At 59.8% G+C, this 19908-nt stretch carries 26 protein-coding genes; 14 read left to right on the forward strand and 12 right to left on the reverse strand.

Annotated features, from left to right (window positions below):
• Positions 1-16: 16 nt before the first annotated feature.
• Positions 17-433, reverse strand: a complete 417-nt coding sequence (locus EI983_RS05910; protein WP_157706460.1) for a hypothetical protein — start codon at positions 431-433, stop codon at positions 17-19.
• A 130-nt stretch (positions 434-563) separates the two neighbouring features.
• Positions 564-1766 carry a pyridoxal phosphate-dependent aminotransferase gene (locus EI983_RS05915; protein WP_157706461.1) on the reverse strand — a complete coding sequence of 401 codons (1203 nt, stop codon included), beginning with the start codon at positions 1764-1766 and terminating at the stop codon, positions 564-566.
• A gap of 88 nt (positions 1767-1854) precedes the next feature.
• Between EI983_RS05915 and EI983_RS05920 the strand changes: the two genes are divergently transcribed.
• From EI983_RS05920 to EI983_RS05930, 3 genes are all read left to right on the forward strand, one after another.
• The gene (locus EI983_RS05920; protein ID WP_157706462.1) at positions 1855-2256 is read left to right on the forward strand and encodes a helix-turn-helix domain-containing protein; all 402 of its coding nucleotides are present in this window, start codon (positions 1855-1857) and stop codon (positions 2254-2256) included.
• Entirely contained in the window at positions 2249-2515 is a 267-nt protein-coding gene (locus tag EI983_RS05925; RefSeq protein WP_157706463.1) for an FAD assembly factor SdhE, read from the forward strand. Before EI983_RS05920 ends, EI983_RS05925 begins: the two co-directional genes overlap by 8 nt.
• Before the next feature lie 101 nt (positions 2516-2616).
• The gene (locus EI983_RS05930) at positions 2617-3117 is read left to right on the forward strand and encodes a MarR family winged helix-turn-helix transcriptional regulator (protein WP_157706464.1); all 501 of its coding nucleotides are present in this window, start codon (positions 2617-2619) and stop codon (positions 3115-3117) included.
• Here the strand turns inward: EI983_RS05930 and EI983_RS05935 are convergent.
• The 3 genes from EI983_RS05935 to EI983_RS05945 are packed head-to-tail and all read right to left on the reverse strand — an operon-like array spanning position 3111 to position 4986.
• On the reverse strand, positions 3111-3830 hold the full coding sequence (locus tag EI983_RS05935) for a DUF1194 domain-containing protein (RefSeq protein WP_157706465.1): 720 nt from the start codon (positions 3828-3830) through the stop codon (positions 3111-3113). The genes EI983_RS05930 and EI983_RS05935 overlap by 7 nt on opposite strands.
• A complete protein-coding gene (locus tag EI983_RS05940) occupies positions 3827-4591 on the reverse strand; it encodes a DUF1194 domain-containing protein (protein ID WP_157706466.1) in 765 nt (254 codons plus the stop codon). Before EI983_RS05940 ends, EI983_RS05935 begins: the two co-directional genes overlap by 4 nt.
• A complete protein-coding gene (locus tag EI983_RS05945; RefSeq protein ID WP_157706467.1) occupies positions 4558-4986 on the reverse strand; it encodes a VOC family protein in 429 nt (142 codons plus the stop codon). Before EI983_RS05945 ends, EI983_RS05940 begins: the two co-directional genes overlap by 34 nt.
• Before the next feature lie 123 nt (positions 4987-5109).
• Here EI983_RS05945 and EI983_RS05950 point away from each other — a divergent pair, with 123 nt between their 5' ends.
• The 3 genes from EI983_RS05950 (at position 5110) to EI983_RS05960 (ending at position 6760) form a co-directional block, all read left to right on the forward strand.
• Complete coding sequence (locus EI983_RS05950; protein ID WP_157706468.1) at positions 5110-5901, forward strand: thymidylate synthase; 792 nt, start codon at positions 5110-5112, stop codon at positions 5899-5901.
• Positions 5898-6377, forward strand: a complete 480-nt coding sequence (locus EI983_RS05955; protein ID WP_157706469.1) for a dihydrofolate reductase — start codon at positions 5898-5900, stop codon at positions 6375-6377. The genes EI983_RS05950 and EI983_RS05955 overlap by 4 nt, the downstream gene beginning before the upstream one ends.
• A gap of 104 nt (positions 6378-6481) precedes the next feature.
• The gene (locus tag EI983_RS05960) at positions 6482-6760 is read left to right on the forward strand and encodes a hypothetical protein (protein WP_246162313.1); all 279 of its coding nucleotides are present in this window, start codon (positions 6482-6484) and stop codon (positions 6758-6760) included.
• Positions 6761-6970: 210 nt separating this feature from the next.
• Here EI983_RS05960 and EI983_RS05965 read toward each other — a convergent pair whose 3' ends face one another.
• Positions 6971-7177 carry a cold-shock protein gene (locus tag EI983_RS05965; RefSeq protein WP_157706470.1) on the reverse strand — a complete coding sequence of 69 codons (207 nt, stop codon included), beginning with the start codon at positions 7175-7177 and terminating at the stop codon, positions 6971-6973.
• A 185-nt stretch (positions 7178-7362) separates the two neighbouring features.
• Between EI983_RS05965 and EI983_RS05970 the strand changes: the two genes are divergently transcribed.
• A complete protein-coding gene (locus EI983_RS05970; protein WP_157706471.1) occupies positions 7363-7677 on the forward strand; it encodes an arsenate reductase family protein in 315 nt (104 codons plus the stop codon).
• Here EI983_RS05970 and EI983_RS05975 read toward each other — a convergent pair.
• From EI983_RS05975 to thrS, 5 genes are all read right to left on the reverse strand, one after another.
• Positions 7674-8195 carry a DoxX family protein gene (locus EI983_RS05975; protein WP_157706472.1) on the reverse strand — a complete coding sequence of 174 codons (522 nt, stop codon included), beginning with the start codon at positions 8193-8195 and terminating at the stop codon, positions 7674-7676. The genes EI983_RS05970 and EI983_RS05975 overlap by 4 nt on opposite strands.
• Entirely contained in the window at positions 8196-8954 is a 759-nt protein-coding gene (locus tag EI983_RS05980; RefSeq protein ID WP_157706473.1) for an HvfC/BufC N-terminal domain-containing protein, read from the reverse strand.
• A complete protein-coding gene (gene bufB, locus EI983_RS05985; RefSeq protein WP_157706474.1) occupies positions 8951-9808 on the reverse strand; it encodes an MNIO family bufferin maturase in 858 nt (285 codons plus the stop codon). Before bufB ends, EI983_RS05980 begins: the two co-directional genes overlap by 4 nt.
• A 65-nt stretch (positions 9809-9873) precedes the next feature.
• Positions 9874-10161 (reverse strand): BufA1 family periplasmic bufferin-type metallophore, encoded by a 288-nt coding sequence (locus EI983_RS05990; protein ID WP_157706475.1) that lies wholly within the window; start codon positions 10159-10161, stop codon positions 9874-9876.
• Positions 10162-10434: 273 nt separating this feature from the next.
• A complete protein-coding gene (gene thrS, locus EI983_RS05995; RefSeq protein ID WP_157706476.1) occupies positions 10435-12381 on the reverse strand; it encodes a threonine--tRNA ligase in 1947 nt (648 codons plus the stop codon).
• A gap of 307 nt (positions 12382-12688) precedes the next feature.
• Between thrS and EI983_RS06000 the strand changes: the two genes are divergently transcribed.
• From EI983_RS06000 to EI983_RS06025, 6 genes are all read left to right on the forward strand, one after another.
• Complete coding sequence (locus EI983_RS06000) at positions 12689-12928, forward strand: hypothetical protein (protein WP_157706477.1); 240 nt, start codon at positions 12689-12691, stop codon at positions 12926-12928.
• A 194-nt stretch (positions 12929-13122) separates the two neighbouring features.
• Complete coding sequence (locus EI983_RS06005) at positions 13123-13287, forward strand: hypothetical protein (protein WP_157706478.1); 165 nt, start codon at positions 13123-13125, stop codon at positions 13285-13287.
• Positions 13288-13371: 84 nt separating this feature from the next.
• A complete protein-coding gene (locus tag EI983_RS06010) occupies positions 13372-14130 on the forward strand; it encodes an alpha/beta fold hydrolase (RefSeq protein WP_157706479.1) in 759 nt (252 codons plus the stop codon).
• On the forward strand, positions 14127-15101 hold the full coding sequence (locus EI983_RS06015) for an alpha/beta hydrolase (protein WP_157706480.1): 975 nt from the start codon (positions 14127-14129) through the stop codon (positions 15099-15101). Before EI983_RS06010 ends, EI983_RS06015 begins: the two co-directional genes overlap by 4 nt.
• A gap of 33 nt (positions 15102-15134) precedes the next feature.
• Positions 15135-15749 carry a hypothetical protein gene (locus EI983_RS06020; RefSeq protein ID WP_157709001.1) on the forward strand — a complete coding sequence of 205 codons (615 nt, stop codon included), beginning with the start codon at positions 15135-15137 and terminating at the stop codon, positions 15747-15749.
• Between the two features lie 71 nt (positions 15750-15820).
• Complete coding sequence (locus EI983_RS06025; RefSeq protein WP_157706481.1) at positions 15821-16546, forward strand: alpha/beta fold hydrolase; 726 nt, start codon at positions 15821-15823, stop codon at positions 16544-16546.
• A 69-nt stretch (positions 16547-16615) separates the two neighbouring features.
• On the opposite strand, the gene phaZ is transcribed toward EI983_RS06025, so the two are convergent.
• Positions 16616-17923 carry a polyhydroxyalkanoate depolymerase gene (gene phaZ, locus EI983_RS06030; protein WP_157709002.1) on the reverse strand — a complete coding sequence of 436 codons (1308 nt, stop codon included), beginning with the start codon at positions 17921-17923 and terminating at the stop codon, positions 16616-16618.
• Positions 17924-18029: 106 nt separating this feature from the next.
• On the opposite strand from phaZ, the gene EI983_RS06035 reads away from it, so the two are divergent.
• Positions 18030-19829 carry a PHA/PHB synthase family protein gene (locus EI983_RS06035; RefSeq protein ID WP_157706482.1) on the forward strand — a complete coding sequence of 600 codons (1800 nt, stop codon included), beginning with the start codon at positions 18030-18032 and terminating at the stop codon, positions 19827-19829.
• Positions 19830-19908: the final 79 nt, after the last annotated feature.

Here is a 19908-nt window from a genome sequence, read left to right on the forward strand (position 1 = left end):
CCCAGGCTGCACAACTTTAGTCTTCGCCCTTGTCGCGCCCGGAAAGAAGGCGATCGGCCTTCTTGCGCACCAGCACGCTGCGCAGGTCGTGCATGGCCAGCAGAAGCGCGTCGCTGACATTCTCCAGATCCTCGTCCGAGGCCTTGGACTGCGCCCAGTGGGTCGTCTGGTTCAGGTAATCCACCGCCCGGTGAATGTCGTCGATATCGCGCGCGGCCAGAAGTGCGGTGCGCTCCGCCATCCATTCTTCGATGACGGCCATATCCTGATCGCTCAGCTCCCGCTCGCCATGGGCCTTGATCTGACCGTTGCGGATGTTGACCACGGCGATCTGGTCCATATCGATCCGGCGCTGTCTGTTCTCGGTGTCCACGCGAAAGACGAAGGCACCGTTTTCACGCACGCGAAAGTAGTAATCGGGCAGATCGGACATGGGGATATTGGCGCTCGTGATTGGACCTCTTCCAGACCATGCCTTGCCTGTGATGGATTTTCAACACATGCGTTAACCCTGCGCGGGAATGCGCGCTTGGCCCCGAGGGCGGCCCTGCGGACAGGATCCGTTATGTCAGGTTCGCACAGAAGCGCTGAATGCGGCTACAGGCCTCTTTCAGGTTCTCGTCCGAGGTGGCATAGCTCACCCGAAAATTCGGCGAGAGGCCAAAGGCCGCGCCGAAGACCACCGCAACGCCGGTCTCTTCCAGCAGGGCCGTGGCAAAGACTTCATCATTCTCGATAACGGTCCCTTTGGCCGTGGATTTGCCGATCAGTCCGGCAATGGAGGGGTAGACATAGAACGCACCCTCCGGGGTGGGGCAGGTGATGCCGTCCGCGGCGTTCAGCATATCCACCACCAGATTACGGCGGCGTTTGAAGACCTCGTTGTTGCTGGCAATGAAATCCTGCGTGCCGTTGAGCGCCTCGACAGCGGCCCATTGGCTGACCGTGCAGGGGTTTGAGGTGCTCTGCGACTGAATTTTCCGCATTGCCCCGATAAGGGCTTTCGGGCCGGCCGCATAGCCGATGCGCCAGCCGGTCATCGCATAGGCCTTGCTGACGCCGTTGCAGGTGAGTGTGCGGTCATAGAGCCCGGGCTCTACCTGTGCCGGGGTGCAGAACTCGAACCCGTCATAGGCGAGGTGCTCATACATATCGTCGGTCATCACCCAGACATGGGGATGACGCATCAGCACGTCGGTCAGCGCCTTAAGCTCGTCGCGGCTATAGCCGGCGCCGGTCGGGTTCGAGGGAGAGTTGAAGATGAACCACTTGGTCTTTGGCGTGATCGCCGCCTCAAGCGCCTCGGGAGTAAGCTTGAACTTTGTCTCAAGCGAGGCTTCGGCAATCACCGGCTCGCCCCCTGACAGCAGGACCATATCGGGATAGCTGACCCAATAGGGGGCAGGGATCACCACCTCGTCGCCGGGGTTCAGCGTGGCCATCAGCGCGTTATAGAGGATCTGTTTGCCTCCCGTGCCGATGCTGACCTGATCTGTGCTGTAGCTGAGCCCGTTGTCGCGCCGGAACTTGTCGCAGATCGCCTGCTTCAGTTCGATAATCCCGTCCGGAGCGGTGTATTTCGTCTTGCCGTCGCGAATGGCCTGGATACCTGCCTCGGCGATATTGGCCGGGGTCGGAAAGTCCGGCTCGCCGGCACCAAGACCGATGACATCCTGACCTGCGGCCTTCATCTCATTCGCTTTGGTTGAAACGGCGATGGTCGGGGACGGTTTGACGCGAGATAATGTCGCGGACAGGAAGGTCATGGCAGACTCCACTTGGTATGGGTGTTACGCCCCCTATTATGTAGAGATGTCGGCCGCATCAAGCGGCATAAAATGAGAGGAGACCCCAATGAACACGCAACCTCAGGACGATTGGTACGATCCCGAGGCCACCACTTTCGGCGATCGCCTGTCGGGCGCGCGGGAAGAGGCGGGAATGACCCAGCAAGAACTGGCACAGCGTTTGGGGGTGAAAATCAAGACACTCAAGGCGTGGGAAGATGATCTGTCAGAGCCCCGCGCGAACAAGCTCTCGATGATGGCGGGTATGCTGAATGTATCGCTCTCTTGGTTGCTCACCGGCGAGGGCGAAGGGCCGATGGACCCCGCGATCGGAGATTTGTCGCCCGATGTGAATATGCTGCTGGAAGAGTTCCGCGATTTGCAGAACCAGATGGCGGCCACCAGCGACCGGCTGGGGCGGCTCGAGCGCGAACTGCGCAGCACGCTCAAGGTGGAAGCGATTGACTGAAACCGAAGAGACGCGGCTCAAGCGGCTGCGCATGCGCTCGATGCGGCGCGGGATCAAGGAGATGGATATCATCCTGACCCGCTTTGCCGATGCGCGGCTGGCTGCGATGTCCTCCGGGGAACTCGATGTCTATGAGCGCCTGCTTGAGGAAAACGACCAGGATCTCTACCAGTGGGTGACAGGGCAGGCCCCGTCACCCGAAGATCTCAGCGCGCTCATTGATGATATCGCCTCTCTGGTAGAGGCGCGCCAGGGCTGACACCAAGTGCATGGCATTTTATGCGTTATTGCCTCGGTTTAACTGATTATTACGCAATTTGAGTCACGGTCTCGTCTGAGCAGCATCAGACGGAGACGGATATGAGTGTGCATTCGGATATCAGCCCCCCGGTGGATCAACGGAGTTTCATGGCGGGCTATCTCGATGCGTTGGCCCTGGTGGAGCGTCTGCACCGCCTGTTGCTCGACGTGATCAAGGATGAGTTTGAACGGGTCAATGTGCTGGAGATCAACGCCGTTCAGGCGCTTTTGTTGTTCAACATCGGCGAAAATGAAGTGACCGCGGGCGAGCTGAAGACGCGCGGCTACTATCAGGGCTCCAATGTCAGCTATAATCTGAAGAAGCTGGTGGAGATGGGCTATATGCATCATCAGCGCTGTGATGTGGACCGCCGCTCGGTCCGGGTCCGGCTGACAGAGAAGGGCCGCGGAGTGCGCGATGTGGTGGCCCATCTTTTTGAACGTCATGCGGAAGGGCTGCAATCCAAAGGGGTCCTTGGCGCGGATGGCATCGACCAGATCACCGGCTCCCTGCGCCGGGTCGAACGCTATTGGACCGACCAGATCCGCTATATCTACTGAGGCAAAGACGACAGGGCAGGCGGGCTGATCTCACGCAGAAGCTTGCGTTTCATGGCCTCCGCAAAATCGGCATGATCAATGGCAACCTCGGCAAAGGCCCCGGGGCCGCGCAGCACAAAGCTGCGGAAATAGCTTTCGAGCGATTTCACGTTATGCAGGTTCTTCGAGGTGTTCGAGCGGCTATGCAGCCCGATCACGAGGGCGTTGACGACGATATCGCCCAGTTGCTCATCAGTGATGTCGGTGGGGTGCTTTCCCACATTCGCAGGCCCATCGCCTGAAATATCCAGAGTTTTCTGCCAGCACCCCGCCTGCTGCGCGAGGGCATCCGCACCAAACAGCATGGCCGGGCTGATCGCGGTGGCCGGGTCATTGATATGCGCACTCTGCGTGGTCCGGAGCCGGTTGGCCACGGCAAAGATCTGATCCTGCGTGGTCAGTTCCGTCCAGTCCAGCAGGACCCGTTGCTCGTAAAGCCCGCTCCATTCATAGATAAAAAGCCGGATCGGCGCGTCTGGCATCGCAAGGATGGCGGCCTGAACCTCGGGCGTGCTCAGCGCATGGGCCAGCCCGTCCAGTTGCAGGCGGTACTCCGTCGCATCGACTGACCCAGAGACATCAAGCGCCAACGCCAGGGCCTGGCGACAGGCGGCTTCGGCGCTTTGCACACCAAGACCGACCAGTACCGCAAAGGCGCGCAAGACCGGCGTCATCCCTCGTTGTCCGGATCGGAATGCGATGCAGATCCCAGGGTGATATCATTGACTTCGCGATATAATTTCTTGGTCATGGCATCCCTGAAATCGTCAAAGCTCTGCGCGGCAATTACAAAGGCATTGGTCCCGCGCAGGATCTGGCTTTGATAGTAATGCAGCACATCCACGTCCTGTGTGAGGATCGCCAGCCCGTTCACCGTCACCCCGTCAAAGGGGAAATTGGCATAGGCTTCCTCTGCGCCATAGCCATAATTGTTGACCCCATCGCCCGACACATCAAGCACCTTGCGTGTACAATCCGGAGACCGTCTGAGCAGGGTGGCGCCATAGCCGAGCGCCTGGCCCACCGCGGTTGGAAAATCGTCATGGCTGCGCTCCATTCTGGCCAGGATACGCACGGCCTCGTCAATGTCCTCGTGACTGCGCAGCAAGGTCCAGTCGAGGTGCAGCTTCTGCTGGTTGAAACCGCTCCATTCATAGACCGCAAGCGCCACATCGCCGCGCGCCCCTGCAAGGATCGCGTGACGTACATCCGGCGCGTCCAATGCCGCGGCAAGCCCGACCCGCTGCAGATCATATTCCAGCGCATCCACCGAAGAGGAGACATCGAGCGCCAGCGCCAGCGCCAGCCGACACCGGTCCTGCGCCTTTACGGATTGGGCCAGGACGATATCTTCCGCCCAGGCCGCGGCACTCATCCCCAGCAGCAAAAGCAGCGCGGCCCTTACCAATGGCCTGTGTTCTCCATGCTGGCCCATGGCTCTTGCGGGGGCAGGTTCTCGCCCTCCTGCAACAGCTCGATAGAGATATTGTCAGGGCTGCGCACAAAAGCCATATGCCCGTCGCGTGGGGGGCGGTTGATCGTCACTCCATTGTCCATAAGGGTCTGACATATCTCGTAAATATTATCCACGCGATAGGCGAGATGGCCAAAATGGCGGCTGTCGGAGGGCAGGCCTTCATCGCCGTCCCAGTTATAGGTCAGCTCGACCGGGCAGTCCTCTTGTCCCGGAGGGGCCATGAAGACCAGCGTAAACCGCCCGCCCTCGTTATCCCAACGCCGGGTTTCCTTCAGGCCGAGCAGTTCGAAAAACGCCATGGATTTTTCCAGGTCCTTCACCCGCACCATCGTATGTAGATATCGCAATGCCATTACTCTCTCCTATTTATTCATCATGATCCTAAGCCCTTTGCGGCCTTCGTCCAGCCGGCATTTTGCTCTGGCGGTCGGCCGCGCACCTGTCTTATCGTGCAGGCAAAGCAAAGGAGGCCCCGCGTGCAGCAATATCACGACGCCCTGCGCACCGTGCTCGATCATGGTGAAAAAAGCACCGACCGGACCGGCACCGGAACCCTCTCGTATTTCGGCCTGCAAAGCCGTTATCCGCTTGCCGATGGTTTTCCTCTCGTGACCACGAAAAAGCTGCATCTGCGCTCCATCGTGCATGAGCTTCTTTGGTTTCTGTCAGGGGACACGAATATTCGCTACCTGCAGGAAAACGGCGTGACGATCTGGGATGAGTGGGCCGATGAAAACGGCGATCTTGGCCCGGTTTATGGTCATCAATGGCGGCATTTCCCGACAGCGGCGGGCGAAGTGGATCAGATCGCCAAGCTGGTCGAGGCCATCCAGAAGACGCCCGACAGCCGCCGCCTGATCGTTTCGGCCTGGAACCCGGGGGAGGTGGATCAGATGGCGCTGCCGCCGTGCCATACGCTTTGGCAGGTGCGCATCACCGGGGGAAAACTGCATTTGCAGCTTTATCAGCGGTCAGCCGATATGTTCCTCGGTGTGCCGTTCAACATCGCCTCTTACGCGCTGTTGCTGGCGATGCTGGCGCATGTGACGGGCTATGAACCCGGGGACTTCGTTCATTCTATTGGCGACGCGCATATTTACTCCAACCACATGGAGCAGGTCGAAACTCAGCTCGCACGGACACCCGGTCCCCTGCCAACCCTTCGTATCAAGCGCGATGTGGGGTCTATCTTTGATTTTCGGTATGACGATTTCGAATTCGAAGGCTACGCGCCGCAGCCCGCCATCAAGGCGCCGGTGGCGGTATGATCACGCTGGTGGTCGCGCGAGCCCGCAACGGGGCGATTGGCAAGGAGGGGGATATACCCTGGCATGCGCCCGAGGATCTTCGGGCGTTTCAGCGTGAAACCATGGGGGGTGCGCTGATCATGGGGCGCCGCACCTGGGAAAGTTTGCCGGTCAAGCCATTGAAGGGGCGTATGAATTCCGTGATTTCACGCGATGCGTCGCTGACCGAGCATGTGTTTGACAGTGTCGAAGCGGCGGTGATCGCGAGCTATGGCGCAGGCTATACGCGCGTGTACGGGATCGGCGGGGCGCGCATTTATGAGGAAATGCTGCCCCTGGCACACAGGCTCTTGCTGACCGAGGTTGAGCTTGACGTGCCGGACGCTGACGCGTTCTTCCCTCCTATTGACGAGGGCGAATGGGTCGAAGCCCGGCGCACATTGCTGCGCGAGGACGGCCCGCCCTGCCTCTTGCGCGACCTTATCCGCCGCCCGTAAACCCCCGGACCCAAAGCCCTGACCGGGGGGATAAAAATTGACATGTGGCCGGGCATACGTACCATGACAGCACGTCAGGATTACCACCAGTTGATGAGGGACACATGAGTATCACAAAATCTGTTGTTGCCGCCGCGGCCATCGCAATGCTCGGGACAGGCGCCTTGGCAGAGATGAAGATCTATCCCTACAAGTCGGCTGAAAATTATTGCCCGGACGGATTGCAGCCGGTGACCATAAGCGGCGTGATCTGCTGTGGCAGCCCCACAACCAGCCAATCCTACCAATCGGCAATGGCGCATCCGACACCGAAGAAAAAACATCGGGCGCACAAGGCGCGGTCGGTCGAAACCTGCGCCGAAGGTGTGAAAGGGTGCTACTGAAGCGGCTCGTTTAGGACCTGGCTCACTGCGATTGGCAAAACGCATCGCACACGGACCATCCAGAAAGAAATAAGGGCGCCTGTCAGATCAGCGCCCTTTGAGTGGATGCGCCTGCCGTGTTGCCCGGCAAGCGGTTTTGAAGAAAAAGGCCCATGCCGCTCCAAGGTGGTGCGGCAGTAAACCCTTGAAAACCTGTTCTACTTCAGGGGTTTAAAGTAGCTTCAGATCGCCGGCCATCTGACGGCCATCACGGCCCTCTTCCAGCTCAAAACTGACCTTCTGATTGTCGGCCAGTCCCGTCAGTCCCGATCTTTCAACAGCGGAAATATGCACGAACACATCTTTTCCGCCTCCTTCAGGTTCGATAAAGCCGTAGCCTTTCGTGGTATTAAACCATTTCACGGTGCCATTCGGCATGCCGCTTCTCCTTCTTCGTGTCGTCTCCCGGAAAATGCCGGGCCGTCAGACCCGCCCCGCCAGACATGCCAGAGGATGCGGGGTCATGGTTAAGATCATTGCAGCAGTGGGGCAAAATGCAAGAAAAACCCCGTGACGGCGCGCCGGGCCCTATGTATGCCGTCTGCAAGCAAAAGGAGGATGCGATGATCCTGTATGGACTCAAAAGCTGCGACACCTGTCGTAAGGCGCTGAAATCATTGCCAGAGGCGACATTCGTCGATGTCCGCGCAGAGGGCGTGCCCGATCAGGTGCTAAAATCCGCCTATGCTGATTTGGGCAGCGCCTTGCTGAATACGCGCTCAACCACATGGCGGGAGTTGAGCGATGAGGCGCGCGGTCAGGAACCGATCGAACTGCTGAAAGCGCATCCGACCGTGATGAAGCGCCCGCTGATCGAGGCAGACGGACGCTTCTATCTTGGCTGGACCAAGGCCACGCAGGAGGCCCTGCTGAACTAGGCGGATTTGCGCGATAGCAGCCGGTCGAGCGAAAGCGGCCCGGCCCCCTTCACCGCGATCACGATCAGCAGGAAGATCCACATCACCCGCTCGTCGATCAGCCCGATGCTGGTGTCAAAAAGCGTGCCCAGCTTTGCCCCGTGGCCGGTCACATCCACGACCGTCTGCACAAAGACAAACCCAATGGTGCCCAGTGCCGCGAGCCGGGTGAGCAGCCCGATCAGGATCAGAACCGGCAGCACGAACTCGGCCACTGTGCCGGCAAAGATGACAAGCCGTTGGAACCCCGTCAGCGCCTCGACATTGTAAAGCGCCTCTTCGGCGGCTTTGGGAAACATCTGCCCGAACGCCCCCGCCGAGGGCGAAAAGATGGACCCGTCAATCTTCAGCGTGGCGGAATTCCAGTAATAGATGAACAGCACCGCGACAAAGACCAGACGCGCCAGGGTGGGCAAGAGCCACTCGGCCCGTTCAAGCCGCTCAAAAACAGAATTGTGCAGTGAAATCAGGGCGTTCATCTAGGCGTCTCCAATGGTGATCTCGGTGATGGCGCGATTGGTCAGAAGCAGGCCCAGCAACCCGCCAAGGTCAAAAGCGGCCTCTTGCGACAGCGCGGTATCATTGGCGTCCGACAGGCTGGCACCTGCCATCAGGGCCGCGATACACTCTGCCGCCGCCTCGCTCAGCAGGTGCAATTCGGGATCGAACTCCGCGCGCAGGATCAGCACGGATTCGCCCCGGTTCTGCGGTTTCGGTGCTCCGTCTTCCATGTTGAAAGTCCAGATGCCGTGGATCGGCCAGGGCGACCGGACAAGCCGGGCGGACGGGGCGAAGGCAAAACGCGCGGCCGCCATCTCTTCCGGTGTCAGAGATTGCAGCGTTCCCGTATCGATCGGAGCTGCGTCAGCGGCATGATAGGAGGTGCGGATCGCCTGTTCCAGCCGCGCCACATCCGGAAGATATCCGATGTTTTCCAAGGGCTTGAAGCCTTCGAGAAAGCCCGGCATTTCATCGCCATATTGGCTGAGCATCGGGACTTTGGGCGGGTGCTGGCGCAGGAACACGCCCGATAATGCCTTGAAGTTCTGCGCGCCGATCAGCTTCTGGATGACCGGAAAACTGATCTCTAGAGCTTCGGTCAGAGAAGAGGCCACGTTGTTGCGATAAACCGCAAAGCGGCGACCGGCGGGCTGACCCAGCCCATCGGACAGCCCGTCCGGGACCGGCTGATCGGGGTCGAGCAACGCGGTGTGGAAACGGGTCTGTGAGACGGTCATGCCGACACCTTCTCCAATGCGCGGGCGGCGCGCATGGCTTCGGCGGCAAGGGTGGGCCAGTCTGGCACATCGGCGTCCCACTCGATCAGAAGAGGGCGCGGGCCAGACCGCTCAAGCGTGTAATCCAGAAGTGCCCAGACCGGATCAGCGACTTCGCGGCCGTGACTGTCGATCAGCAGGGGCGCGCCGTGATCATCCTCGTCCTCGTCATGGCCGCCCAGATGAATTTCGCCAACAAGGTCCAGCGGGAAAGCATCGACATAGGCGCGCGGATCAAGCTTCAGATTGGTGGCGGAGACAAAGATGTTGTTCACATCCAGAAGCAGCCCGCAGCCGGTGCGCTTGGCCACCTGCGACAGGAACTCCGTCTCGGCATAGGTGCTTTCGTCAAACGCCAGATAGCTGGAGGGATTTTCCAGCAGCATCCGGCGGCCTAGCAACTCTTGCAGCTCGTCGATATGGTCGGCAACACGGGTCAGCGTGGCCTCTGTGTAGGGCAGGGGCAGCAGGTCGTTCAGAAAATGCGCATCATGTGTGGACCAGGCGAGGTGCTCGGAAAAACTGGCCGGTTGCAGCCAGTCGCAGAGCGTTTTCAGGCGCGCAAGGTGGTCGCGGTCCAGCGGCAGTTCGCCACCGATGCTCAACCCCACACCATGCACGGAAATTGCAAATTTTTCAGAAAGATGGCGCAGCTGCGCCAGGGGACGGCCGCCGTCGCCCATATAGTTCTCGGCGTGAATTTCCAGCCACTCGACAGGTGCTGCATCCTGCGTGATCGCGGCAAAATGCTGAGGCTTGTAGCCGAAACCGGGCGCGGCGGGCAGATGGGGAAAGCGCGGAGACGTATCGAGCATTGCAGGGCCTTCGGTCTTTGAGGTCGGGATGCGCCCGGCGGTCCGCGCGCATCCCCGGATGTGTCTTAGCCCGGCAGGTCGCGGTCCAGCTCGGTCAGCGAACCCATGCGGTCGCCCGGCAGTTCCATGCTTTCGCAGGTGCCTGCATCGACCAGGGTCCAGGCATTGCCTTGATAGTCAACCGTGGACGAGCCTGCACAGGTGGTGCCTGCACCGGCTTTGCAGTCGTTCTGGCCAGCGAGCGAAACGCCATAGCACTTCTCTTTGTCGGCGGCGACGGCAGTGGTGGTGTGCGCGGCCAGAGCGGCGGTCACGGCGCCAGCGATGGCAACGGTTTTCATCATATTCGACATTCGGGGTTCTCCCTTGAGGTTACAAAAGTCATATCGCGGGTTCGGTCAGGAAGCAGCAGGATTTGCGCTCCTGCCTCACAACCTTCGGATGCGATGGGTTCAAGATAACCGCTTTTCGTCGCAGTGCACTTCACGAGCCTGTCAGACACGAATGCGTTAGCGGATGTGAGCCGGTTCATTTGCGGCTTGTCCTTGTTTTATTGGGGTTTGGCGTCTCTGAAACAAAAATCCCCGGCACAGGGCCGGGGATTTTCAGGCGAAATTCCGCAAATGTTACAACAGATCGGGCGGCGTCGCGGCGCGGGCCAGATCGGATGTTACAGCCTCCAGCGGCTCGACCGAGGTCTGTTTCTCACCGAGGCGACGGAGCGTTACGGTGCGATCCTCAACTTCCTTCATCCCGCAGGCCAGGATCACCGGAACCTTGCCAACCGAGTGTTCGCGCACCTTGTAGTTGATCTTTTCGTTGCGAATGTCGGCTTCCGCACGGACGCCTGCCTTGCGCAGCGTGGCGACCACCTCTTTCACATAGTCGTCGGCTTCGGAAATGATCGAGGCAACGACCACCTGCCGAGGTGCCAGCCAGAAGGGCAGTTTGCCCGCGTGTTCTTCGATCAGGATACCGATGAAACGCTCGAAACTGCCGAGGCAGGCCCGGTGCAGCATATACGGTCTCTGTTTTGACCCATCGGGCGCGATATAGGTGGCGCCCAGCCGCTCCGGCAGGTTGGGATCGACCTGGAACGTCCCGCATTGCCAGACCCGGCCAATCGCATCGGTCAGATAGAAATCCAGTTTCGGCCCGTAGAAGGCGCCGTCTCCCGGTTCGAGCACGAAATCACGGCCGGTGGCCTTGATGGCCCCTTCCAGCGCGCCCTCCACATGGTCCCAGCTTGCATCGCTGCCCACGCGTTTCTCGGGGCGGGTGGCGAAGCGAATCTCGAATTTGGCGAAGCCGAGATCGGCATAGATCCCCGCCAGAAACTCGATGAAGCGGGCACATTCGCTTTCGATCTGGTCCTCGGTGCAGAAGATATGTGCGTCATCCTGCGTGAAGCCGCGAACGCGCATGATGCCATGCAGCGCACCTGACGGCTCATAGCGGGTACAGGATCCGAACTCGGCCAGGCGCAGAGGCAGGTCGCGATAGCTTTTGAGGCCCTGGTTGAAGACCTGCACGTGGCAGGGGCAGTTCATCGGCTTGAGCGCGTTGACCGCTTTCTCGCGGGCATGTTCCTCTTCGACTTCGACGATGAACATATGTTCCTGGTATTTATCCCAGTGCCCCGAAGCTTCCCACAGCTTGCGGTCCACCACCTGCGGTGTGTTGATCTCATTATACCCGCCGGCGCGCTGCTTGCGACGCATGTAATCCTGAAGCGTGGTGTAGATGGTCCAGCCATTCGGATGCCAGAAGACCTGGCCTGGGGCCTCTTCCTGCATGTGAAACAGGTTCATCTCGCGGCCCAGGCGCCGGTGATCGCGCTTTTCGGCCTCCTCAAGGAAGGTGAGATATTTCTTCAGCTTGTCGCGGTTCTCAAAGGCCACGCCATAGATGCGCTGAAGCATCTGCCGGTTGCTGTCGCCGCGCCAATAGGCCCCGGCCACGCTCATCAGCTTGAACGCATCCGCCGGAAGCTGGCCCGTGTGCTGCAGGTGTGGGCCGCGGCAGAGATCCTGCCACTCGCCATGCCAATACATGCGCAGCGGCTCGTCGCCCGGGATGGCGTCGATCAGCTCCACCTTGAAAGGCTCACCGGCATCCTCGTAATGCTTCACCGCGCGGGCCCTGTCCCACACTTCGGTACGCACAGGGTCGCGCAGGTTGATGATCTCTTTCATCTTCTTTTCGATCAGCCCGAGATCCTCGGGCGTGAACGGCTCGGCCCGGTCGAAGTCATAATACCAGCCGTTTTCGATCACCGGGCCGATGGTCACTTTCACATCGGGCCAGATCTCCTGCACCGCGCGGGCCATGACATGCGCGAAATCGTGGCGGATCAGCTCAAGCGCCGCCGCCTCGTCCTTCATGGTATTGATGGTGATCTGGGCATCGGCGTCGATCGGCCATTGCAGATCCCAGTGCTTGCCATCGACAGTGGCCGATATGGCCTTCTTGCCGAGCGAGTTGGAAATGCTCGCCGCGACCTCGGCGGGGGTGATGCCAGCCTGAAAGCTGCGGGCGTTGCCATCGGGGAATGTCAGGGAAATGTCGGCCATCGGGCACGGTCTCCTCGTCAGTTTGGCGCCTACGAAGCGCCCGGTTGCGGGTTATGGTCGCGCTCTCTGTGCCGGTCCGGGGCTGTGAAGTCAAGCCCGGCCGGGCGGCTAAGTGCCTGATGCGTCACAGGATATGCCTCATGGTGCGCAAAGGTATGCAAAATCGGTGTGCAAACGTATGCCGTGTATCTCGTAACACTTTGTCGCACAACGATTTTTTTCTTGAACTTTCCTATCGGAAACATACTTTATGCGTAGCTCCGCAGCGTGCGGATAGCGATACAACAGGGAAAAAAGGAGCATTCACATGCCCAAATACAACGACAAGTTCGAGCTTTCGGTTGCGGATGTCGACCTGATCGAGGAAGCGCTGCGCCAGACCAAGCGCAGCCTGGCGGTTCGGGCCATCGACGCCACAGACGCCGACGTGACGCCGCGCGACACTGATCAGGATGACACGGTCCGCCAGATCCACGATCTTCTGGGTCGGCTGCATAATCAGAAAGTGTTCTACCGTCCTCAGTCCGGTGCATATATCGGCGGCTGATCCCTAAGAGCCGCCGCGGTCCGGTCGCGGCGGCCGAAATGTAGACGATTGTGAACCTTCGTATGCAGTTGCATATTGTAACATACTGACACAAAAAGATATTTTTATTTAACTTCAGCTCTGTTAACGCTTGAAAACATGGCTATATGCCTTCAGCGGAAGCAATGCACCGCGGCGTCAACAGGACAGTGAGCATGACCCAGAGCGACACAAAAAACCCGCAACAAACGGGTGAAGACAAACAGGCAGACGTTCAGAGCTATTCAAAGGAATTCCCGCCGGAACTGGGCGAGCGCGCGGGACAGCCGCGCGAGTGGACGATCAGCCGGGTCGAGTCCGTGATCGGCTCCATCGCCTGACGTTACGGCCCGCACGCCCCTCGCATCTTGCACAGCCTGCGCCTTTGCGGCGATGGTGACGCAGGATGACAGTCAGGAGGGGCCATGCAAGACGCCAGCTTTTTCACAACGCCGCAAGGGCGCGACATCGCCTATCACCTGAACGGTGGCGGGGGACCCGGCGTGGTTTTTCTCGGCGGGCTCAAGTCCGACATGCAAGGCACCAAGGCGACGCATCTTGAAGCCTGGGCCAAAGCGCGCGGACAGGCCTTTTTGCGGTTCGATTATTCCGGGCATGGCCAGAGTTCCGGCAGCTTCGAACAAGGCTGTATCGGGGACTGGGCCGAAGATGCCGAAGCCGCGATTGCGGCGTTGACATCGGGCCCGCAGGTTTTTGTCGGGTCGTCCATGGGGGGCTGGATCTCGCTCCTTATGGCCCGGCGGATGCCAGAGCGCATGGCGGGCCTTGTGACCATCGCCGCCGCACCTGACTTTACCGAAGACAGTATGTGGGCCGGGTTCAGCGAGGCGCAAAAATCCGAGATGGCCGAGACGGGGCGCGTGGCGCTGCCCAGCGATTATGGCGATCCCTATATTATCACGCAGCGGATGATCGAGGACGGTCGAAAGCAGCTCGTCCTGCGCACCCCGCTGTCATTGCCGGTGCCCGTGCGGTTCCTTCAGGGCACGGCCGACAAGGATGTTCCGATGTCCGTCGCGCTTCGGCTGCTTGAACATGCGCAGGGCCCAGATCTGCGGCTCACCCTGGTGGATGGGGCCGATCACAGTTTTTCGACCGCGCCGTGCCTGGATCTGATCACCAACAGCATCGAAGAGGTGCTTGGTTTGGCAGGGCAGCCGTGAGACGCGCGCTGCGCTGGAGCGCGCTGATCCTCGTCGGGGCCTTGGCCGGGCTCGTTGCATTTGCCCCCCATGAGCCGGTCGACACAGATGTGAGTTTTGATGCGCGACTGCTGGAGGGCGGGGTCGCTGCGTATCTGAGGCGTGTCGAGGCGCGGTATGACGATATCCGCCCGGATAGCGCCAAGCGGGTGATCTGGGCCGCCGGGCAGGAGGAAAGGCAAACCCCGCTGTCGATCGTCTATCTGCATGGTTTCTCGGCCTCATCGCAGGAAATCCGCCCCGTGCCCGACAGGCTTTCCGAGGCATTGGGAGCCAATCTTGTGTTCACCCGGTTCAGAGGCCACGGGCGCAGCGCCGATGCCATGGCCGAGGCGCGCGTCGCCGACTGGATGCATGACGCGGCCGAGGCGTTGGCCGTGGGCCGGGCGGTGGGCGAAGAGGTGATCGTGATTTCAACCTCCACCGGCGGAACGGTGGCGGCCCTTGCACTTTCACAGCCGGAACTGGCCGAGCGGGTTAAAGGGGTGATTTTCGTGTCGCCCAATTTCGGCATTCAGAACACGCTGGCCCCGCTGCTCACCTGGCCCGGCGCGCGCCATTGGCTGCCGCTTCTGGCCGGAGAAAGACGCAGTTTCGAGCCGCGCAATCCGGGCCAGGCGGCGCATTGGACGACCGAATATCCAAGTGCCGCGGTCTTTCCCATGGCGGCCATGGTGCGGCATGCGATCAAACAGGATTATAGCCGAACGACCATTCCCGCGCTTTTCTATTATTCCAGCGATGACAAGGTGGTACGCCCCGATATTACAGCAAAGGTTGAAGCGGCCTGGGGCGGAGAGGTCACGCGCCTTTCGCCCGTGCTGACTGAGACTGACGATCCCTTCGCGCATGTTGTGGCCGGTGATATCATGTCACCAGGCAATACCGGTGCCGCGACACAGGCCATGCTCACCTGGATCACGGGCCTTTAGGGAAAGGTATGAAAGATGAGGCCGCCGCGCAGCATGTGGAGCCTTGAGACGCTCGGGCGCGTGCGGCTGAGCCGGTATTTCTACATGCGCGATTTCCTTTATTCAGAGATCGGCAGTTTTCACCAGATCCCGAACATTCCCGAAGACCCTGACATGGCCATCGCCAATGGTCGTCGGCTTTGCGAAGAGCTGCTTGACCCGCTCACCGAAACTTTTGGACGCATCGCCGTCCGCTCGGGGTATCGCAGCCCCACGCTCAATCGGTTCGGCAATGAAAACAACCTCAACTGTGCCCGCAATGACGCAAATTACGGCCACCACATCTGGGACCGGCAAAGCCCGGACGGGGCCGGGGCGGGTAGCTCTCTGGTGATCCCGTGGTTTGCAGACAGGTACGCCCAGGGGCGCGACTGGCGCGATCTTGCCTGGTGGATCCATGATCACCTGCCGTATTCCGACCTGTGGTTCTTTGCCAAGCTCTGCGCCATGAACCTGAGCTGGCGCGAGCAGCCCCGGCGGACCATCTCCAGCTATATCGCGCCCAAGGGGATGTTGTTGAGATCCGGGGACGATCCGCACGAAGCGGCTGAGGCGCGCCGGTCACGCTATGCGGATTTTCCGCCGTTCCGGGGGCTTGATCTGCCCTAGGCCATTGACCCGCGCCGCCTCTGTGGCATGCTGAGCAAAAAAAGCAGAGCAGGCAAAGGATATCGGGCAGCATGAACGAACCATTGGTGTTTTTGCCGGGCATGATGTGCGATGCGCGGGTGTTCGGGCCGCAGCTGGCCGCGCTCAGCCCCCATTACACGCTGACTGTTGCCCCCATCACCGGCGGCGACCGGATCGAAGAAATCGCCTCTCGCCTGCTGGATAATCTGCCCCGCAAATTTGCCCTGGCCGGGCTGAGCATGGGCGGGTGTGTGGCGATGGAAATCCTGCGCCGTGCCCCTGACCGGCTGACGCGGATCGCGCTGATGGACACCAACGCGCTTGCCGAGACGCCGCAATCGGCGGCCAATTATGAACCGATGATCATCAAGGTCCGCTCAGGCCGTCTGGCCGAGGCGGTGCCGGACTTCCTGCCGCCGGACAATATCTCGTCCACCTACCGCAACGAAATCATGGCGCTGGTGCAGGACATGGCGGAAAACCTGGGCGCGGACACCGTCATCCGACAGGCCCGTGCGCTGCAACGCAGGCGAGATCAACAGCCTGCGCTGCGGCGGTGCAAAATCCCGGCGCTGGTGCTGTGTGGCTCCGAAGACAGGCTGACACCGGTCAAGCGGCACCGGTTCATGGCCGAGCTGATCCCATATGCCGAACTGAAGGTGATCGACGGGGCCGGACATCTGCCGACACTCGAACAGCCCGACGCGACAACGCAGGCCATTCTGGATTGGATGAAACAGCCGTTCGTTCTGCAAACCCCTGCAATCACGGGCTGATCGTTACGACCTGGCACAAGAAAATTCGTACGAATTTTCTCAATGCGCCCGGGGTCGATGTTGTGCGGTTCAGGCCGCGGCGTTCTTGTTTGCGGGTTTGCCCGGCTTGGCCTTGCGCGGCGCCGTGCGGTTGCGCGGGGCAGGGGCCTCGGAATTGGCGTCGATAAACTCCAGCACCAGCGGGCGGATGTTGTTGCGCCAGCTGCGTCCGGCGAAAATCCCGTAGTGACCGGCCTCAGGCTCGATATAGCTGGCCTTCTTGCTGTCGGGCAGGCCGGTGCAAAGGTCAAGCGCGGCAACGCATTGACCCGGGGCCGAGATGTCATCTTTGCCGCCTTCGACGGTTTTCACTGCGACATTGGTGATCGCTCCGATATCGACCTTGTGGCCATCGACCACAAACTCGTTGCGGGCGATCTCAAGCCCCTTGAAGATACGTTCCACCGTCGACAGGTAGAATTCGGCCGGCATGTCCATCACCGCAAGATATTCGTCATAGAACTTGTTGTGCGGGTCATGGTCGCTGGCGTCGCCCTGGGCGACCCGGCTGATCTGATCGACGAAGGCCTTCGTATGCCTGTCGGCGTTCATCGACATGAATGAGGCCAGTTGCAGCAGGCCCGGATAAACCTTGCGGCCCGCGCCCTTGTATTTGAAGCCAACGCGTTGAATCATCGTCTCTTCGAGCTGACCCATGGTCACGCGGCGGCCGAAATCGGTCACGTCGGTGGGGGTGGCGTCGGGGTCGATCGGACCGCCGATCAGGGTCAGCGAGCGCGGCTGCGCATCGGGGTCAAGCTCGGCCAGGTAGGCGGTGGCAGCAAGCGTCAGCGGCGCAGGCTGGCAAACGGCGATCACATGCAGATCCGAGCCCAGCTCGCGCATGAACTCCATCAGGTAAAGGGTGTAATCCTCGACATCGAACTTGCCTTCGCTCACCGGGATGTCGCGGGCATTGTGCCAGTCGGTCACATAGACCTCGCAATCGGGCAGAAGAGAGCGCACGGTCGAGCGCAGGAGCGTGGCGTAGTGGCCTGACATCGGAGCCACCAGCAGAACGCGGCGGTCCATATCCGCACGGCCCTGAACGTCGAAATGAATGAGATCACCAAAGGGGCGCTCCAGCACGGGTTCGATCTTGATCAGGTGATCACGGCCGTCTTCGCCGGTGATTGATTCGATGCCCCAGTCGGGCTTGATGATCATCCGCTGAAAGGTGCGTTCCGTGACCTCACCCCACGCCGCCATCCACTGAAAAGCGGGGTTTGGCACCATGCTGAAAATTGGGTAAGATGCCATGGAAAGGGCCGTTGCGCCCAACCATTGATTGGTGTTTCGGAGGGTTTCCATCAGGTCGTAAGTTGCCATGTACCGCATCATCGTCTCCTTTTTGGCCGCGCAGGCCTGGTCGCTTTCGTCGCATGGCCCCTCCTGACCACCAACGTTATGCTGCATAGCAGAAACTTAAAGGGAAAACTCTTTCATGGCAACGCAAGAGGATGTCGCAGTACAAGATTTTCAGAAATTGAATGAAAATCTCGTTAAGGTTGAGGAGCTCTCTCAGCGCCTGATCAAGGCGTTGACGGCAAGAAACCCTCCCAAACCAACGCTTTCCGCGCCCTCGCAGGATTTGTTCGCGAAGGCGACCGCATCTTATATGAGCGAATTTCTGGAAAATCCTGGCAAGCTCTATGAAAGCCAGCTTGAATATTGGGGCAAGTCGGTGCGCCATTTCCTGGAAGCCCAGCAGGCGATGCTGCAAGGCGGCGAACTGGAAGAAGACGAAGACGACCCGCTGGCCCGCGACAGCCGTTTCGCCAACCCGATGTGGAAGACCAACCCGTATTTCCACTGGATCAAGCAGCAATATGCGCTCAATGCCAAGGCTATCGCGCAAGCCGTGGAAGAGGTCGACGATCTGGACAGCAAGGAAAAGGCGCGCCTGCGCTATTTCTCGCAGCAGATCATCGACATGATGGCGCCCACCAATTTCCTCGGCACCAACCCGGACGCTCTGGAGCGCGCGCTTGAGACCGAGGGCGAAAGCCTGGTGAAAGGGCTGGAGAACCTGGTTGCCGACCTTGAGGCCAATGATGGCGAAATGGTTGTGCGCCTCGCGGATGAATCCGCCTTCCAGATCGGTGAGAATGTTGCCACCACGCCCGGCGAGGTGGTGTTCCGCAACCGCATGATGGAGCTGATCCAGTACACGCCGAGCACCGAAAAAGTGCATAGCGTCCCGGTGGTGATCTTTCCGCCCTGGATCAACAAATATTACATCATGGATCTCAAGGAACAGAACAGCCTGATCAAGTGGATCGTCGATCAGGGCTACACGCTGTTTGTCGTCTCCTGGATCAACCCTGACCGCAGCCATGCGGATGTGGGCATGTCCGATTACATCGAAGACGGGTTTTTGACCGCGATCGACGTCGCCAAGTCGATCACCAAGCAGAAACAGGTCAACGCGGTCGGCTATTGCATCGCCGGAACGACTCTGCACCTCGCTCTGGCGCTGATGAAAAAGCGGGGCGACAAGTCGATCAAATCGGCGACCTTCTTCACCACCCTGACGGATTTCTCGGATCAGGGGGAGTTCGTGCCCTTCCTGCAGGATGATTTCATCAACGGGATCGAAGAGGAAGTGGCAACCCAAGGCGTGCTGCGCTCGTTCATCCTGGGGCGGACCATGTCCTTCCTGCGCTCCAATGACCTGATCTATAAGCCGGCGATCAAAAGCTACATGATGGGCGAAACACCCCCGGCCTTCGATCTGCTCTACTGGAACGGCGATGGCTCGAACCTGCCGGCCAAGATGGCCCTCGATTATCTGCGCGGGCTTTGCCAGCAGAACCTCTTTGTCACCGACGGGATCGAGATGTGTGGCGAGACATTGCATATCTCGGACGTGAACGTGCCGATCATGGCCGTCACCTGCGAAACCGATCACATTGCGCGGTGGAAAGACTGCTATCGCGGCTTCAAGATGACGGGCTCCAAGGACCGTTCCTTTATCGTGTCCGAATCCGGTCATATCGCGGGCATCGTCAACCCGCCGTCCAAGAAGAAATACGGCTATTACACCAATGAGGATCTCAGCGGCGACGCCGAGGCCTGGATCGACGGCGCGACAGAGCATGAAGGCTCCTGGTGGCCGCATTGGGAAAGCTGGCTGAGCAAGCGCTCGGGCAAGATGGTCGAGGCACGAGAACCCGGTGATTCTACGCATAAACCCATCGCTCCGGCCCCGGGAACCTATGTGCGCAAGAAGGCAAGTGTCTGAATCAATGTGATTTCCTGGCTTTGTGAAAATTTTGCTGCAGTGCAGAAAAAATACTTGAAATGCCGCAGTGCAGCATGTA

It is taken from the genome of Roseovarius faecimaris (assembly GCF_009762325.1).
GTDB classification, from domain to species: domain Bacteria; phylum Pseudomonadota; class Alphaproteobacteria; order Rhodobacterales; family Rhodobacteraceae; genus Roseovarius; species Roseovarius faecimaris.

Coding starts and splice junctions, on each gene's coding strand:
- EI983_RS06000 (WP_157706477.1), top strand. CDS start 12,689: ATGCCCAAATACAACGACAAGTTCGAGCTTTCGGTTGCGGATGTCGAC.
- EI983_RS05970 (WP_157706471.1), top strand. CDS start 7,363: ATGATCCTGTATGGACTCAAAAGCTGCGACACCTGTCGTAAGGCGCTG.
- EI983_RS05945 (WP_157706467.1), bottom strand. CDS start 4,986: ATGGCATTGCGATATCTACATACGATGGTGCGGGTGAAGGACCTGGAA.
- EI983_RS05910 (WP_157706460.1), bottom strand. CDS start 433: ATGTCCGATCTGCCCGATTACTACTTTCGCGTGCGTGAAAACGGTGCC.
- EI983_RS05960 (WP_246162313.1), top strand. CDS start 6,482: ATGAGTATCACAAAATCTGTTGTTGCCGCCGCGGCCATCGCAATGCTC.
- EI983_RS05915 (WP_157706461.1), bottom strand. CDS start 1,766: ATGACCTTCCTGTCCGCGACATTATCTCGCGTCAAACCGTCCCCGACC.
- phaZ (WP_157709002.1), bottom strand. CDS start 17,923: ATGCGGTACATGGCAACTTACGACCTGATGGAAACCCTCCGAAACACC.
- EI983_RS05990 (WP_157706475.1), bottom strand. CDS start 10,161: ATGTCGAATATGATGAAAACCGTTGCCATCGCTGGCGCCGTGACCGCC.
- bufB (WP_157706474.1), bottom strand. CDS start 9,808: ATGCTCGATACGTCTCCGCGCTTTCCCCATCTGCCCGCCGCGCCCGGT.
- EI983_RS06020 (WP_157709001.1), top strand. CDS start 15,135: ATGTGGAGCCTTGAGACGCTCGGGCGCGTGCGGCTGAGCCGGTATTTC.
- thrS (WP_157706476.1), bottom strand. CDS start 12,381: ATGGCCGACATTTCCCTGACATTCCCCGATGGCAACGCCCGCAGCTTT.
- EI983_RS06005 (WP_157706478.1), top strand. CDS start 13,123: ATGACCCAGAGCGACACAAAAAACCCGCAACAAACGGGTGAAGACAAA.
- EI983_RS06010 (WP_157706479.1), top strand. CDS start 13,372: ATGCAAGACGCCAGCTTTTTCACAACGCCGCAAGGGCGCGACATCGCC.
- EI983_RS05935 (WP_157706465.1), bottom strand. CDS start 3,830: ATGACGCCGGTCTTGCGCGCCTTTGCGGTACTGGTCGGTCTTGGTGTG.
- EI983_RS06025 (WP_157706481.1), top strand. CDS start 15,821: ATGAACGAACCATTGGTGTTTTTGCCGGGCATGATGTGCGATGCGCGG.
- EI983_RS05980 (WP_157706473.1), bottom strand. CDS start 8,954: ATGACCGTCTCACAGACCCGTTTCCACACCGCGTTGCTCGACCCCGAT.
- EI983_RS05940 (WP_157706466.1), bottom strand. CDS start 4,591: ATGGGCCAGCATGGAGAACACAGGCCATTGGTAAGGGCCGCGCTGCTT.
- EI983_RS05920 (WP_157706462.1), top strand. CDS start 1,855: ATGAACACGCAACCTCAGGACGATTGGTACGATCCCGAGGCCACCACT.
- EI983_RS05955 (WP_157706469.1), top strand. CDS start 5,898: ATGATCACGCTGGTGGTCGCGCGAGCCCGCAACGGGGCGATTGGCAAG.
- EI983_RS06035 (WP_157706482.1), top strand. CDS start 18,030: ATGGCAACGCAAGAGGATGTCGCAGTACAAGATTTTCAGAAATTGAAT.
- EI983_RS05930 (WP_157706464.1), top strand. CDS start 2,617: ATGAGTGTGCATTCGGATATCAGCCCCCCGGTGGATCAACGGAGTTTC.
- EI983_RS05965 (WP_157706470.1), bottom strand. CDS start 7,177: ATGCCGAATGGCACCGTGAAATGGTTTAATACCACGAAAGGCTACGGC.
- EI983_RS05975 (WP_157706472.1), bottom strand. CDS start 8,195: ATGAACGCCCTGATTTCACTGCACAATTCTGTTTTTGAGCGGCTTGAA.